Genomic DNA, 14,602 nt, shown 5'->3' with positions numbered 1-14,602 from the left:
TTCGGGCTATGACGCGGGCAAGAAGGTCAAGGGCCGCAAGCGCCATATCGTGACTGATACCTGCGGCTTCCTGATCTTTCTCCTCGTTCATGCCGCCGACATCCAGGACCGTGATGGGGCCGTTGATGTTCTGGCGGCAATACGCAGGCGCTTTCCCTGGCTGCGCCACATCTTCGCTGATGGCGGCTATGCTGGCGACAAATTGCGATCCGCGCTCGCCTCCATGGGAAAATGGACGATCGAAATCATCAGGCGGTCCGATACGGCGAAGGGCTTTCAGATCCTGCCGCGCCGCTGGGTGGTTGAACGGACATTCGCCTGGCTGGGACGGTGCAGGCGGCTCGCCAAAGATTGGGAAAAGTCCATTGCTTCCTCAACCGCATGGACATTGATCGCCTCGATCCGCATGCTCACACGACGGACAGCAAGGCATTGTCAAGCTTGAAAAACTTTCGGATCGGGCTCTAACAAAAATATCATGTTGTGGAAAGAAGGCCGGGTGTATGATACTGGTCTGGATTACGACTTTTTTTGCGATCATATGAGAATCATTTGCGACCGTGCGAATTGACATCACGCAGGATTCCGGCAGTTTCCATTACCGGATTGTTCCGGCACGTATGTGAGGGAATTTTCGTCTGGAGTGTCGGCAGTTTCATCTCCGTCGCGAGTCATGCCCAGACCGCCATTGCGGATGGGCAGGCCCGTCTGGGCCGCTCCGCTCCTCTCCTGGCCCAGAGCGACCCGGCGACCACGCGTGATTCCTGGCAAACGGGCGCAATCACGACCAGCCAGAGCCAGGATATGCCCTCTGCCGGTGGGAGCCTGCTGGGGGATATGGGGGGGCTGCGTCCATGGCTGGCCCGTTACGGCATGACGTTGAGCATTCAGGATGTCAACGAGCTATGGGGCAACGCTACGGGCGGGATCGCCAGTACCAACGGCGATGGCAGGGGATCGGGCACGGGCCCTTCCTATATCGGCATTACCATGCCGACCCTGATGGCGGACCTGGAAAAGATGATCGGGCTCAAAGGCGGGACGTTCAACATCAGTGCCCTGCAGATCCGGGGACGGTCCATCACCCAGGACCATCTGGCCGATTTCAATCCCATTAGCGGATTTGAGGCGGATCGCTCCACCCGTCTGTTTGAACTTTGGTACCAGCAGTCCTTTCTCAGGGGCGCGCTGGACATCAAGATCGGCCAGCAGGATCTCGATACGGAATTCCTGATCAGCGATTACGCGTCTCTGTACCTCAATGCCAATTTCGGATGGCCAATGGGACCATCGGTCAATCTTTATGCTGGCGGTCCTTCATGGCCCCTTGCTGCCCCTGCAATCCGGTTGCGCTACCGACCCGGCGAAAAATATACAGTCATGTTCGCAGCGGCAGATGACAATCCGTCGGGCAATCAGGATAGCAGTGTCTTTGGCGTAACCGGAAACCCGGCGGACCCTACCAGTCAGACAACAAGGGATGGTAGTGGTACGCAGTTCAATATGGGAACCGGCGCGCTACTGATCACCGAAATTCAGTATGCCTTCAATCCCCAATCCGGCGACAGCGCACATGCGGTTAGTCATCCGGGCTTATCGGGCGTTTATAAGCTTGGGGGATATTATGATACCGCCCGTTTCCCGGATTATCGGTATAATACGCAGGGCCAGTCTCTTGGTGCCTATGGTGGCATGCCGCGGCAGGTCCGGGGAAACTGGTTGGTTTACGGGATAATCGACCAGTTGATCTGGCGTCCGTCGCCTGCTGCATCGCGTGCACTGGGCCTGTTTGTCCGGGCGACGGGGAATAGCGGTGATCGCAATATCATAAGCTTTGCCATTGATGCCGGCCTTAACCTGAAGGCGCCCTTTTCAGGCAGGACAAATGATACACTTGGTTTGGGCTGGGGTATCGGTCGCGTCACGTCGAGCGTGCGCGCGTATGATCGCGCGCGCGGTGCCCTGGTGCAGGGAAACGAAAACCATTTTGAACTGACCTATCAGGCCCAGATCACGCCATGGATGGTCGTGCAGCCTGATTTCCAGTACGTGCTGAATCCTTCCGGCGGTATGGGGGACCCGTCCTGTCCGACGCGCCGCATTGGTAATGAAGCCGTATTCGGGTTGCATACCAATGTAAATTTCTAGCGGTAACTGGAATGGAAAGCCGGGGATAACCAGAGTAGGTCATGTTTTCCCAAAAAGCCCGGAAACAGGATTACAGGGGTCAGAATGTCACGTTACCGTGCAACCCGAAGATGGCTTCGTCATGCACACGCTGTCCCTTGCTATCGAGAACACCACCACTTGGTGACACGATGCCCTGGATATCAGGCTGAAGCATGAACCACGGTGTGGCCTGGATCTGATAGGTCAGTTCCAGATGATACTCCGTGCCTTGCATAGGCAGGCCAGAGCGCCGGTCTGCCTGGGCAAGATAGGGACTGGCCGCTCCCAGACCTGCTCCAAGTCCCAGCACGTCGTCTGTACGCCCAAACGGTCCCTTCAGGGCGATCCCGCCATCAATGGCATAGACTATCTGGTTGCGATCGGTGTCCCCTGTCCAGTTGCCCCGGACAAAAGCGTCAAGCTCCGTTTTTCGCCCGAAATGCTGCAGCGTCTGATCCACGATGCCATAGATCGCCCAGTTGGTTTTGTGGCTTTTTCTGAAATCAGACTGGTCGGGAAAACGTCCGGTGTCAAAGTAGCCGCCAAGTTTGTATGTGCCCTGTCTTCCGGATATTTGTCTGCGGTAATGGACCTCTCCGAAGAAAAGTGCGCCTGTGTTGAAATTGAACCGTGTGCCACTCGGGTCGCGGTTCTGGTTCCAGGGATCCTTCATGTTAATGAAAGGGGCTCCGATAGGGTTGTCATCAGCAGCCGCGAACAAAAAATTCCATTGTCGGGAAAGGGTATAGCGTAACCGTATTGCTGGCGTGGTGACGGGTGAGACCGGTCCTTGGTCATACAGGTCATTATCGGCCAGGATGGGCCAGGAAAAAGAAGCATTCAGGAAGTTCAGCCCGACACTGCTGACCATAAAATCATGGCCGAGATCCAGCTTTCCGATCCGGAAGGCCAGCCGTTCCCCTATGAATTTCTGGCTGTACCACAGTTCGTACAGACGCGCGTTATCATCGGCTTCGATATTTGATGTCTGGTTGAAAACATACAGGGGAGCATTACTGAACGGCCGCCCCCGAATTTCCATGGCGCTGATGTCGAATGTTCCCAGTGGCAGGCCGGTCAGGGCGTGCAGGTCCGTCACCATTTCCACTGCCGTAGAGCCAATGTAGTTATTTGACGCCTGCGCACTCCCCACGGGGTTGGACCACAATTCATTGGTATCGGATATACGGATATCAATTCCCTGCGCCAGCAACCAGTCCCGTACGCCACCCCAGTTCCCCGATAGATGGGCATGCGGGTCAATATGATCAGGAATATTCTGTTGGGGAGTCACACCTGCGCTCAATACGCTGATGGGAACCGGCTGAGCATATGCAAAAGGGAAGGTCCCCAATAATATAATTATAGGCAACCATGAATCATAATGATTATACCAGACACAATTCATATTTCGAATATAACATTGTATAATAAAAACTTAAAAACAAATTACTTATTGAATAATTCTTTTCATTAATTCAATATACACTTTAATAAGTGGAATGGCCTCGTTATGTCGTAATTTATACGAAATATGCTTTAACAAGCAGTACGTACTAGAGACTTTATTGTACATAACGTACACTCCTTCATCCCCCCTTAACACAGTTTAGACGGGCACAAGTTCTGCTTCGACATGACGTACAACGGGCGGAGTCTGCCAGCGGCCCTGATCCACGTCCGCGATCTCGCGGTCGATCTCGGCAATGACCTGCCGCGAAAACGGGCCGAGATGCAGGTATAGCGCGCTGGTCATCACCACATAGGGCAGCGCTCTAGGGTTATGCAGGGCACAGTCCAGCATCATGCGCCAGAACTGTCCAGCCGTGCCCGGTCCTGCGCGGTGGATACGGAACATAAGCCGGACAAAGCTGCGCAGGTCGCCCTTTATTATCCGGTGCGCGCGCTTGCGCCCGAGCATCCGGCCAAGCCTGCGGACACGGCCGAAATAGGCAACCGGGTCATAGATCGCCGCCAGCACCGTCCTGTAATCGTTCAGCACGTCGCGACGCGGGCGCTTTGTCTCGAAATTCAGCCCGGCCGTACACTGGTCACCCGACTGCGTCTGTTCGCTGCCGGAAAAAAGACGGCCTTCCGCCAGCAGGCGGCGCGTCAGCTGCGTCGTGGGCAGGGCATAAAGCAGGCCGACCATGCAGACCGGGATCGACGTATCCTCGATACATTCGATCATGCGCGGCGCAACGCTGTCCTTTTCACTGTCGAAGCCCACGATGAAGCCCGCATTGACGAAAATCCCGGCCTTGTGGATTGTCTCGATGCTCTGCTGCAGGCTACGCCGTGTGTTCTGCTTTTTCTGCATCAGCACGAGGGAGTCCGTATCCGGGCTTTCGATACCGACGAATATGGCAAAGAAATTCGTATCCGACAGGCTGCGCAGCAGGTCGGGATCATCCGCGAGGTTGATGGAGGCCTCGGTCGAAAATTCGAAGGGAAATTTCTTCTCATCCTGCCAGCGTTTCAGGTCGGGCAGGAATTTCTTCAGCGCCTTCTTGTTGCCAATCAGGTTGTCATCAACAAAATCCACATGCCCGCGATAGCCAAGGGCGTACAGGGCATCGAGTTCGGCCATGACCTGTGCATTGGTCTTGGTACGCGGCACCCGGCCATACAGTTCGATAATATCACAGAATTCGCAACTGAACGGACACCCGCGCGAAAACTGGACGCCAACATGCAGGTACTGGTCCAGCTTCAGCAGGTCAAAGCGGGGCAGCGGGCTTTTGGTGACATCGGTCTTGCCCATCGGCGCTTCGAACACGCCCTGCCGTTCACCGCGCCGCCAGGCGGCGATGAAATCGACCATGATTTCCTCGGCTTCGCCCAGGACCTGAAAATTCGCATCACTGTAAAGTGCGGGGCTGGATGTGACATCGGGGCCGCCAACCACCACCGGTTTGTCACAGGCACGGCACATTTCGATAATGCGGAGGGCATCGTTACGCTGCGGCAGCATGCCGCCGGTCATCACGATATCGGCCCATGCGAAATCCGCATCATCCAGTTGTTCGGTATTGCGGTTGACCAGCCGGATTTCCCAGTTTTCGGGCAGCAGGGCCGCAACGGTAATCAGGCCGAGCGGTGCGGCGGGGTAGCGTGCACCGGCCAGGTCACAGGCCTCCTTATAGTTCCAGAATGAATTGGCGTTGAAGCGCGGGAAGATCATCAGAACCTTGCAGGTGTCGGCCATCATGCAAGGTTCCATTGTTTCAAGGGCTGGCTATGATCAAAACAGCTGCCTTCCCACCCATTTCGAGAGGCGGTAGCTTCAGGCAGGATGCAACTCAACGGTAAGGGTGACATGGGGTGAACCCCTTTCGTAGTGGGATCGGTCAGGTGGGCTGGTACAATATCTGTGACCACCACTATTGCTTTTGTCCAGGTTATCTCGGACGACCGTGGCTAACGGCACGAGCAGACTATGATGCTCAGGCATGTCAAAGCAGTACAAGAAGATAGCTATATGCGAAATCGGGGCACGGTGTTTGTTTTCATATCCGTAGGGCGTTGACCACAGGAACCCTGACGGTTTCTTGTGGATTGCGACGAATTTTACTGTTTATGGAGATTCTCAATTGGAAATATTCCATAACGCCATGTTTGCGACAAAGTATTTCTTCTTGTTTTTACAAGAGCTTTGATAGAGCGACAAGATGGCCGCACGAAGATTGGGATTTATTAATCCAGATCACGGAATCAGGGATCCGGTAACCCTTAAGCGTTGCTGCTTTGGCGTCGGCTGAAGCGCACGGGCTCACTACCTCGCGGCATGACCGTCATCCGTAATCACCATATTGAACGGTTCTGTCCTCTCCCGGCTCACAGCTTTTCAGGCAGGCGGTGTGATGATCTGCGCTCGCTGTAGCGATCGACAAGGTAGTTGGCCCGGTCCCGCAGCAGCCAGGTGAACTTCATCAGTTCCTCCATGACGTCCACCATGCGGTCATAGAGGGGAGACGGTTTCATTCGGTCGTCGTCACCGAACTGGGTGTAGGCCATCGGCACGCTGGACTGGTTAGGGATGGTGAACATCCGCATCCATCGGCCCAGCACCCGCAGGGCGTTGACGGAATTGAAGCTCTGTGACCCGCCGGAGACCTGCATGACAGCCAGCGTGCGGCCCTGTGTGGGTCGGATCGAACCTTCCGTGAGGGGAAGCCAGTCGATCTGGTTCTTGAACACAGCGGTGATGGTGCCATGCTGTTCAGGGCTGCACCAGACCTGGCCTTCCGACCAGATCGAGAGTTCCCGCAGTTCCTGAACCTTTGGATGCGTGACGGGTACGGAATCCGCGACCGGCAGGCCAGTCGGGTCGAATACCCGTGTCTCGGCCCCCAGTACGTTCAGGATGCGTTCGGCCTCCAGCACCAGCAGGCGGCTGAAGGACCGAGGACGCAGCGAGCCATACAGCAGCAGGATGCGTGGCGGGTGGTCAACCCGTGGTTGCGGTTCCAATCGTGCGAGATCGACCTGTTCGAGATACTCCGGGTGCAGGGCGGGCATTTCCGGCTTGGACATCGTTCCGTCAGATCCTTCGGTCTTGTCAGGGATGGCTGGTCAGGGGCAGCCACAAGGCCAGTGCGGCAAGTGTGACCAGCAGGACGGGTGGCGTGATCACCAGACCCACCGTCATGTATTGCCCCCAAGTGATCCGATGGTTTTTGGATGCCAGCACATGCAGCCACAGCAGGGTGGCGAGACTGCCGATCGGCGTGAATTTCGGCCCGAGGTCACAGCCAATGACGTTGGCATAAACCATCAGGTCGCGGGTCAGAGGCGCGATGTCATGGGCCTGCTGGATCGCCAGCGCGCCGACCAGAACGCTGGGCATGTTGTTCATAACCGACGACAGGACCGCCGCCAGAAAGCCGGTGCCAAGCGTGGCGATGAACGGACCCTGATGGCCAAGCCAGACCAGTGCCGCCGCAAGGTGATCGGTCAGTCCGGCATTACGCAGCCCGTAGACCACCAGATACATCCCCAGCGAGAAGAACACGATCTGCCACGGCGCGCCCCGCAGCACGCGGCTGACGGGAATGACCTTTCCATATCCGGCGACTGCCAGCAGGATAATGGCAGCCAGGCAAGCCACGATACAGACCGGAATATGAAATGGCGCGGTCAGGAAATAAGCCGCCAGCACCAGGGCCAGCAGCGGAAAAGCCGCGCGGAACACATGCCGGTCACGAATGGCAATGGCGGGTGCTGGCAGTTCGGTGACGGGATAGGTCTGGGGCACCTGCCGCCGGTAGTAGAGCCACAGCACGGCAAGTGTCGCGCCAAGGGCGGCCAGATCGACGGGGACCATGATCGCGGCGTAGCGGTCAAAGGGAATGCCAAAGAAATTGGCGCTGACGATGTTCACCAGATTGGAAATCACCAGCGGCAGGCTGGTGGTATCCGCGACAAAGCCGGTCGCGATTATGAAGGCCAGCGCCGCGCCATGGTTCAGGCGGAGTTGTGTGAGGATGGCAATGACGATGGGCGTGAGCAGCAGGGCTGCGCCGTCATTGGCGAAAACCGCGGCTATGGCCGCTCCCAGCAGCACGATCAGGGGAAACAACGTCCGGCCTCGCCCTTTGCCCCAGCGCACGACATGCAGGGCCGCCCAGTGGAAGAACCCGGCCTCATCCAGAAGCAGCGAGATGATGATCAGCGCGACAAAGGTGAAGGTGGCGTCCCAGACGATGTGCCAGACGACAGGGATATCGTGCCAGTGGATCACACCCGTCGCCAGCGCTACGGCGGCACCGGTCATAGCGCTCCAGCCGATACCGAGACCCCGAGGCTGCCAGATGACGAAGACCAGCGTTGCAATAAAAATGGCTAGGGCCAGCATCAGACAATCCGCTTTCCGGGCACATCCACGATTGTCTCACCGTCCTCCTTGGCAAGTGCGCCGCGCCGCGGAGTGGGAAGAATATCGAATACCCTCTCGGATGGACGGCAAAGCGCAATACCTAGCGGGGTAACCACGATGGGTCGGTTGATCAGGATCGGATGCGCGATCATGGCGTCGATCAGCGCGTCATCCGTCAGGGCCGGATTATCAAGACCGAGTTCATCATAGGGCGTGTCCTTGCGCCGCAGCAGATCGCGGACCGGCCCCCCCATATGGGCGATCAGCTCGACCAGTTCCGCGCGGTTAGGTGGCGTTTTCAGATACTCGATGATGCGGGGTTCCGCATGGCTGTTGCGGATCAGTGCGAGCACATTGCGCGACGTGCCGCAAGCCGGGTTATGGTAAATTGTGGTGGTCATGGGCAAGGTTCCCCAGACGGACAGCAGGAACCCAGATTCGCGACCAGAGGCGCGCAGAGTTCAGGGCTGCCTGCACAGCAATCCCTGACGAGAAAGAGCATCAGGTCCTGTAGCCGGTCCAGACTGGCACGATAGACAATCAGGCGGCTCTGGCGTTGTGAGGTCAGCAGCCCGGCACGGGTCAGGATCGCGAGGTGAGTCGAGATCGTGTTCTGCGGGACATCGAGGCAGCGTGCGACATCTCCAGCGGGCAGGCCATCCGGTTCATGGCGAACCAGCAGGCGGAAGATATCCAGCCGCGTGGACTGTGACAGGGCGCTGAGCGCGGCCAAGGCTGATTCCGTATCCATATATCCTTGATCGTGGATATATAAAATAATGTCAATCCTTGCCGTGGCACGCGGTTTCGCGCGTTCACACCAAAGCCATGAGGGCCTGTATTCCTCATCCTGCTTGTGGCGGTGGCAACCGGACTGATCGCGGGCGTGACGGTCGCACCTGCCCTCGTGGTGCCGCCTGCACCGGTCGGTCCGGTAGCGTCCGGTTAACCAGCGGCGCCCTATCCGGCAGCACCGGCCTATTCGCCACCCTATTGAATGAGCCGTTGATCGCGGGCATCGGAGGTCGTGTCAGTTACCATCATGCATAATCGAAAAGCGTCATGAACCCGAAATCCATGTGGAGTTGCTGGTGGCAGTGAAAGAGAGTCGGTCCTGGGTTGTCGGCAACAAAATCGCATTCGAGTTCCTGGAAGCTGCCCAGCATCACAACGTCCTTGATCACGCCCCGGGTTGCCCTGCTGCCAATCCCGGTCAGTTCGAAGCTGTGGCGATGCAGGTGAAGCGGATGGATGTCATCGCTGGCATTGCGGACCCTCAACCGATAGCGTCGTCCCTGCCGCAGGATATGGTGCGGCTGCCTTGTCTGCATCGAGAAGGCTTTTCCATTGAGGGTCCACTGGTTGAAGCCGTTCAGGGCCGCGTTGTGCTTGACGATCGTCATCCCGATCGTCTCATCAGGTGTGATGGAGGGGAGGGAACGGCCAAAGCGCGCATAATCCCAGCGCGCGGGCCGGGGTGCGATCCACCATGGCCTGCCCGTCTGCCCGGCATACGCGACGACAACGCCCATCCCGCGCCGGCGATCATCATCTGCCAGGTCTCCCATTACCCAGACACCCGGGTGATCCATCCGCACCATGGCTGAGATACGTTCCGCCGTGCCTAGCCACAGCACTGGAACCTCGGCCTGCGTGGGGACCGGATTGCCATCAAGGGCCATGACCCTGAAGGTGTGGCCCGGCAATGCAAGGCTACGGATTTCACCGGCGCTGCCGTTCAGGATGTGAAACAGTACATGCTCGCCCTGTTTCACTCGGATGGGTTCGCCATGGCCCAGCATCTTTCCGTTGATCGCGAATGACCTGTAGCCGACCTCCAACCCCTTCGTCTTTTGCGTGGCGGTCGCGTCGGCGGCCTTTCCCATCTGCTGGAGGTCGTCAACCGGTTCACCCGCAAGCGCATCCCCCGCCATGTCGCCCCCACGACTGAAGAATGGCTCGAATTCCTTCAGAACAAGGAATATCTCGCGGTCATAGGCACCGGGATTATCCTTTGGTTCGATATAGAGTGGCCCGACCTGCCCGGTATAGGTGCCACGATTGAGATCGCCCCCGGCCATGACATGTGTATGGTAGAAGCGAAAACCCGATGGTCGTGGCAGGAAGCTGATCCGCCGCATGCCATGCGGTGGTATGAACGGCGTGCCTTCCTCCGCCGCCCCATCCACCACGCTCGGGATCATCTGGCCATGCCAGTGTACCAGTTCCGGCGTGTCGGTATCATTGAAGATATCGACCATACTGCGCCGGCCTTCCTCAAACCGCAGTAGGGGGCCGGGAAACCGGTCATTATAGAGCGTGGTTGAAATTATGCGGTCAGGGGCAAGTTCAACCCGTCCCGTGGCGATCCGCAGCGTATGGTCTGCTTTTTCACCCATGACGGGGCTGCTGCGTTGGGCCCCATGCGGGATCATGGCCGTCAGTGTCGTTGACCCGGCCAGCGTCAGAAAGGAACGGCGATCGAGCATCATGATACTGTCCAGTCATGAGGAAACAGGTAGGTTTCCGAACGCCCGCAGCCATTGGCCGGTTCCGCGGAAAAGACAATACCCGCGCCGTGTGGTGCGTCGCCCCGTTTCCATGACGTGGCTGAAGGGACGGGCTGACACGCGTTCATCCGGGGCAAGCAGTCACGCTGGCTAAGCCTGTCCATAACCGGGCATGGATCGCTGCCAGATCACGCATTTCATTGCAACGGTGGTACCACGCCCAGGATCGCCGGGAGATACCATGTTTCCATATATCGAAAAACGAAGATATATGGAAAATTATGGATCTGACTGGTGAAGTGACCGATGTTTTCACGCGAACGGGCAGGACCGACCGTTCAGGAGGACGAATGATTGCCGCGACATATGCTGCCGGGACATTGGCTCTCGAGGTGCAGGGATTGTGCTGCGCCTATGGTGGCCCGTTCACATTCTCCGTCTTGACGGGTCAGTGCGTGGCGATCACCGGCCCATCGGGCAGCGGGAAAACAGTGATGCTCCGCATGATCGCGGATCTTGACCCGCATGAAGGCGAGGTACGTATTAATGGACAGCCCTGCTTAGACATGCCAGCGGAGCGGTGGCGGCGTCTGGTGCAATATGTCCCGGCGGAACCTGCATGGTGGTCCGATATCGTTCTTGTCAGGTTGTGAAACGTCATTGGGATGATGTAGGGTGGGCAATACCGCGTTACTCTTCATGGTTTTCTTCCGTTTGCAGGGAGACTGAATGATGCTTCAGATCCATCCACAGGCACGCACGACACCGGCCGTCCGGGCTGACATAGCCCGCTCATCGGAATCGACATCCGTGCTCGCCAGACGCTACGGGATCAGCGCGGAAACTGTCCGCAAGTGGCGCAGGCGTGGTTCAGACGCCTGCCAGGACCGCAGCAGCCGTCCCCGGAAACTGGCCTGGAAAGCCTCGGAGGAAGAGCGCGCCATTGTCTGTCACCTTCGGCGTTCTACCGGTTTTGGCCTGGATGACCTGACCTTTGTCGTGCGGCATTTCCTGCCACATCTGAACCGGGACAACATCTGGCGTATTCTGAAAGATGCCGGATTGAACAGGCTGCCTCCTGCTCCAAAGACCAGACCAGTTCGGGGACAGGGAACATTCCGGCATTACGATCCCGGTTATGTCCATATTGATGTGAAACATCTGCCCAAATTGCAGACGGCAGATGGAGAACGGCGGAAACGTTTTCTATATGTCGCCATTGATAGATGCTCCCGTTCGGTACATCTGGCCGTCTATGACGCGGAAAATGCCGATAATTCCGTCGATTTCCTCAAAGCTGTCAAAACCGCCTTTCCTTTCCGGATCACCCATATTCTGACCGATCGTGGTTCCTGTTTTACGGCGGATGCCTTCGAAAAAGCCTGTCATGACATGGGAATCGACCGACGCCGGACCAAAGCTTACTCCCCTCAGACCAATGGAATGGTCGAACGCTTCAATGGCCGTGTCGCCACAGAGGTGTTGCCGGTCTGTGTCTCAAGCCATAAGGATCTGGAAATTCTGCTCAGAGGCTTCTGTTTCGCTTACAATCATCGCCGGCAGCGTGTTCTGGGCGGCATAACTCCCACCCAATGCATCACGTCGTGGCTTGAAAAACATCCCGCGTTCCGTAATCCTGATCACATCAAACCGGCTGATCGTGACATCATGAAACAGGTCGATGAAATCCTTGATTACGCCAATGACGTTTCACAACCTGACAATTGCGTTTACGGACAACGAGGCTGGGCATGTATTTGAGCGCATCCTCGGTATCCACGATGTTGGTCGTGGCCTCGATCTGCTGCCGGTCGATGCCTGCTGTCGTCTGCGGTAGGGCAAATCGACGAATATCTGGTGCACCCCGATGCCCCACGACTGCAACATGCTCCGTTGGGCTGCCCGAGGAACTGAGGGATACATGACCATCGGAAGGGGGTATGGCCTTGCGAGGAAGATTCTCCTGCTCCTTCGACAGGGCGGGCGTCGTTATTCCCGCGGCGACAAATAAGCAAATGGCGAGCGCCGCATAATGCGCGTCAGCACTGCGCACGACGCGTGCACGTACCGTATGACCTGACATGACGTCTGTCCTGAACTGGGCTGCAATAGCCAGCAGGCATTCATCGTCCGACTCTTTGCGGCTCTCATGTTCGTCACGCGCAGGAACCGCAATAGCCCTGCGTGGGAGAACAAAAAATTGGCAAAGAAACAGAAAACCGCCCGCTAGCGCACCGGCCATGCCAATGAACCGAAATGGCGTCCGGTTACGGCATGGCGCTGGAATTCAGTCGATATCGGGCGGTCCCCGCAACGGCGGCAGAAGACGAATGGCATATACAGGTGGAGCGCGTGGCTGCTGCGGACGGCGTCGCATGGATATCCACGCCATGGCCACAAACGGCAGGAATGGGAGATCCCCATGAAGCATGACGGGGATATGCAGCAGCGGACACAACGGACACGAAGCATCGTGATGATGAGATGATGTGTGACAGGCCTGTGCATGATGCACATGCAGCATATGGGCCATGGCGACAGGCGTGGCAGGGCTGTCGGCGGTCCTACACGATCGTGCCTCGACCGGGGCAGCAATGTCTATCCCGGTTAGTCGCTGGATGGTGAGGCGAGGCGTCTCATCAGGCAGCGTCTGGCTCTGGATGAACAGCTGTCCAAGGAAGCCGAGGAAAACGATGGCGACAACAAGCCAGCGACCCATCCGGGGTCGTGCCGCAGGAGCGATGCCATCCGTCATAGGTGAGGGGCAGATTCCTCTTATTTCAACACGCTAACTGGAACAGCATCTGGGGCATTGATTGTCAACTGCATTCGCATCCGGAGACTGCGTATACCTGACATTACCGGACAGAAAAGCACAGCAGGTAATGGCCTGAGAACCCCGCAGTCGGCCTTGTCGTAATGAGATATTAGGAGGAACCATAAGGAACATCACTTCAAATCTCCACGCCAAAGAACGTCCCATAAGAAATATTATGCCAACAAGTTGGATAGTTTTAACCTCATCTTGCTGTCGGTCACGTATCCTAGTAGACCAGATTCTTGTTATGATCCTACACTGTAAAAATATAAGGCGACATACATCAAATAAAAAATAGGTAAACGTCTTATATTGCGTGATGGGAACTGCGTAAATCAGAAACTCATAAAATAAATATTTCAAGTTAATTGCTTCAATTATACATCTCACCGAGAAATTCCCGCAGAGCCGGTTCAAAATTCTGATTTTCGTGCCCAGGCCTGGTAAGCTTAAGGAGCGCGAAGCGCTGTAGGACCGACAGATGTCCCCACTGTTCGGGCGTGGGTGCCCTCAACCCACTGGATTGCGCTTTCAGCGTGATCGCATCGGGCACGCCAACAGCCAGTTGCCAGACTTCCATCCGGGCCGGTGGAAGCAGTTTTGGCTCTTCTCCCGCCCGGGTCCTGATCAGGTGCAGGAGGAACGACCGGTATGCCGCCCGTTCCGGCGGCATGGTGGCGGGGCGGTCCACCAGTGCCTGCCTGTCGTGCTGCGTAAAACGGCTCCACTGGCGCAGGCTCAGTTTTACACCGCACAGATCCAGCTTCATGCGCACGATCATGGGAACGCAGCGTAATGACAGGGTAAAATCCATTTCGAAATTGAACAGCATGGTTTCCCTCCCCCGCACGGTTCACAGTGATCGCGCGCAGGCAGGGGCAGGATCGGCGGGCACGGGACCGATCCAGCGCATGAGCATCTGGTGTTCGGCATTGTCCACCCACCCCAGCGCCGTCATATCGCTTATGATCCAGTCAAGGTCGGACGGCAGCAGGCTGCCCCCGGCAAAGGTCACGCATTCGCGTGCGTCCCCACCGGGCAGGATGGCCTCCGTCGCCGCCAGCGGCAATGTCAGCCCGCCATCCGCAACGGGGGCCGCCAGTGCGCGTGCGATGTCCGCGCGGCGACCCGGCTGCTGGCAGAACGCAATCGCGTCCCGCAGGGCATGCGACATGCGCCGCGCCGTCGCGGTGCATGACAGCAGCTTTCCCGATGCGACAATGATCT

Annotated in this window: 13 protein-coding genes and 2 pseudogenes; 4 read left to right on the top strand and 11 right to left on the bottom strand. The window is 57.2% G+C overall.

Annotation, left to right across the window (positions count from 1 at the left end):
• Positions 1–445, top strand: a pseudogene (locus CFR80_RS14025) (IS5-like element ISGdi1 family transposase); the annotation flags it as partial.
• A 161-nt stretch (positions 446–606) separates the two neighbouring features.
• Positions 607–2,148: a carbohydrate porin gene (locus CFR80_RS14020; protein ID WP_110507545.1), complete on the top strand. Its 1,542-nt coding sequence runs from the start codon at positions 607–609 to the stop codon at positions 2,146–2,148.
• A gap of 79 nt (positions 2,149–2,227) precedes the next feature.
• Here CFR80_RS14020 and CFR80_RS14015 read toward each other — a convergent pair whose 3' ends face one another.
• From CFR80_RS14015 to CFR80_RS13985, 7 genes are all read right to left on the bottom strand, one after another.
• Complete coding sequence (locus tag CFR80_RS14015; protein WP_258367819.1) at positions 2,228–3,475, bottom strand: carbohydrate porin; 1,248 nt, start codon at positions 3,473–3,475, stop codon at positions 2,228–2,230.
• 303 nt (positions 3,476–3,778) lie between these two features.
• Positions 3,779–5,380: a B12-binding domain-containing radical SAM protein gene (locus CFR80_RS14010; protein ID WP_181418233.1), complete on the bottom strand. Its 1,602-nt coding sequence runs from the start codon at positions 5,378–5,380 to the stop codon at positions 3,779–3,781.
• Between the two features lie 626 nt (positions 5,381–6,006).
• Positions 6,007–6,705 (bottom strand): arsenical resistance protein ArsH, encoded by a 699-nt coding sequence (gene arsH, locus CFR80_RS14005; RefSeq protein WP_010516666.1) that lies wholly within the window; start codon positions 6,703–6,705, stop codon positions 6,007–6,009.
• A gap of 25 nt (positions 6,706–6,730) precedes the next feature.
• The gene (locus tag CFR80_RS14000) at positions 6,731–8,026 is read right to left on the bottom strand and encodes an arsenic transporter (RefSeq protein ID WP_010516667.1); all 1,296 of its coding nucleotides are present in this window, start codon (positions 8,024–8,026) and stop codon (positions 6,731–6,733) included.
• Positions 8,026–8,448: an arsenate reductase (glutaredoxin) gene (arsC, locus tag CFR80_RS13995; RefSeq protein WP_010516670.1), complete on the bottom strand. Its 423-nt coding sequence runs from the start codon at positions 8,446–8,448 to the stop codon at positions 8,026–8,028. Before arsC ends, CFR80_RS14000 begins: the two co-directional genes overlap by 1 nt.
• Positions 8,445–8,798 (bottom strand): ArsR/SmtB family transcription factor, encoded by a 354-nt coding sequence (locus tag CFR80_RS13990; RefSeq protein ID WP_010516672.1) that lies wholly within the window; start codon positions 8,796–8,798, stop codon positions 8,445–8,447. Before CFR80_RS13990 ends, arsC begins: the two co-directional genes overlap by 4 nt.
• A gap of 289 nt (positions 8,799–9,087) precedes the next feature.
• The gene (locus CFR80_RS13985) at positions 9,088–10,539 is read right to left on the bottom strand and encodes a multicopper oxidase family protein (protein WP_110507543.1); all 1,452 of its coding nucleotides are present in this window, start codon (positions 10,537–10,539) and stop codon (positions 9,088–9,090) included.
• A gap of 368 nt (positions 10,540–10,907) precedes the next feature.
• Between CFR80_RS13985 and CFR80_RS13980 the strand changes: the two genes are divergently transcribed.
• Both CFR80_RS13980 and CFR80_RS13975 read left to right on the top strand, forming a co-directional pair.
• Positions 10,908–11,210: an ATP-binding cassette domain-containing protein gene (locus CFR80_RS13980; RefSeq protein WP_083819146.1), complete on the top strand. Its 303-nt coding sequence runs from the start codon at positions 10,908–10,910 to the stop codon at positions 11,208–11,210.
• Between the two features lie 79 nt (positions 11,211–11,289).
• The gene (locus tag CFR80_RS13975) at positions 11,290–12,318 is read left to right on the top strand and encodes an IS481 family transposase (RefSeq protein ID WP_110507546.1); all 1,029 of its coding nucleotides are present in this window, start codon (positions 11,290–11,292) and stop codon (positions 12,316–12,318) included.
• Here CFR80_RS13975 and CFR80_RS19920 read toward each other — a convergent pair.
• From CFR80_RS19920 to CFR80_RS13955, 4 genes and pseudogenes are all read right to left on the bottom strand, one after another.
• Positions 12,224–12,799 carry a hypothetical protein gene (locus CFR80_RS19920; protein WP_258367818.1) on the bottom strand — a complete coding sequence of 192 codons (576 nt, stop codon included), beginning with the start codon at positions 12,797–12,799 and terminating at the stop codon, positions 12,224–12,226. The genes CFR80_RS13975 and CFR80_RS19920 overlap by 95 nt on opposite strands.
• A gap of 45 nt (positions 12,800–12,844) precedes the next feature.
• Positions 12,845–13,312 carry a hypothetical protein gene (locus CFR80_RS13965; protein ID WP_010516903.1) on the bottom strand — a complete coding sequence of 156 codons (468 nt, stop codon included), beginning with the start codon at positions 13,310–13,312 and terminating at the stop codon, positions 12,845–12,847.
• Positions 13,313–13,748: 436 nt separating this feature from the next.
• A complete protein-coding gene (locus tag CFR80_RS13960) occupies positions 13,749–14,207 on the bottom strand; it encodes a nitrate reductase associated protein (RefSeq protein ID WP_026019823.1) in 459 nt (152 codons plus the stop codon).
• Between the two features lie 21 nt (positions 14,208–14,228).
• A pseudogene (locus CFR80_RS13955) lies at positions 14,229–14,602 on the bottom strand (nitrate ABC transporter ATP-binding protein); the annotation flags it as partial.

The organism is Komagataeibacter oboediens (assembly GCF_003207815.1).
Taxonomy (GTDB): Bacteria; Pseudomonadota; Alphaproteobacteria; order Acetobacterales; family Acetobacteraceae; genus Komagataeibacter; species Komagataeibacter oboediens.
This window is presented reverse-complemented; position numbering and strand designations above follow the sequence as displayed.

Excerpts from the sequence above, each read along its gene's own strand:
- CFR80_RS14000 (WP_010516667.1), bottom strand. The coding sequence starts at position 8,026 with ATGCTGGCCCTAGCCATTTTTATTGCAACGCTGGTCTTCGTCATCTGG.
- CFR80_RS13965 (WP_010516903.1), bottom strand. The coding sequence starts at position 13,312 with ATGACGGATGGCATCGCTCCTGCGGCACGACCCCGGATGGGTCGCTGG.
- CFR80_RS13960 (WP_026019823.1), bottom strand. The coding sequence starts at position 14,207 with ATGCTGTTCAATTTCGAAATGGATTTTACCCTGTCATTACGCTGCGTT.
- CFR80_RS13985 (WP_110507543.1), bottom strand. The coding sequence starts at position 10,539 with ATGATGCTCGATCGCCGTTCCTTTCTGACGCTGGCCGGGTCAACGACA.
- CFR80_RS13990 (WP_010516672.1), bottom strand. The coding sequence starts at position 8,798 with ATGGATACGGAATCAGCCTTGGCCGCGCTCAGCGCCCTGTCACAGTCC.
- CFR80_RS13975 (WP_110507546.1), top strand. The coding sequence starts at position 11,290 with ATGCTTCAGATCCATCCACAGGCACGCACGACACCGGCCGTCCGGGCT.
- arsC (WP_010516670.1), bottom strand. The coding sequence starts at position 8,448 with ATGACCACCACAATTTACCATAACCCGGCTTGCGGCACGTCGCGCAAT.
- CFR80_RS13980 (WP_083819146.1), top strand. The coding sequence starts at position 10,908 with ATGATTGCCGCGACATATGCTGCCGGGACATTGGCTCTCGAGGTGCAG.
- CFR80_RS14010 (WP_181418233.1), bottom strand. The coding sequence starts at position 5,380 with ATGATGGCCGACACCTGCAAGGTTCTGATGATCTTCCCGCGCTTCAAC.
- arsH (WP_010516666.1), bottom strand. The coding sequence starts at position 6,705 with ATGTCCAAGCCGGAAATGCCCGCCCTGCACCCGGAGTATCTCGAACAG.
- CFR80_RS19920 (WP_258367818.1), bottom strand. The coding sequence starts at position 12,799 with ATGGCCGGTGCGCTAGCGGGCGGTTTTCTGTTTCTTTGCCAATTTTTT.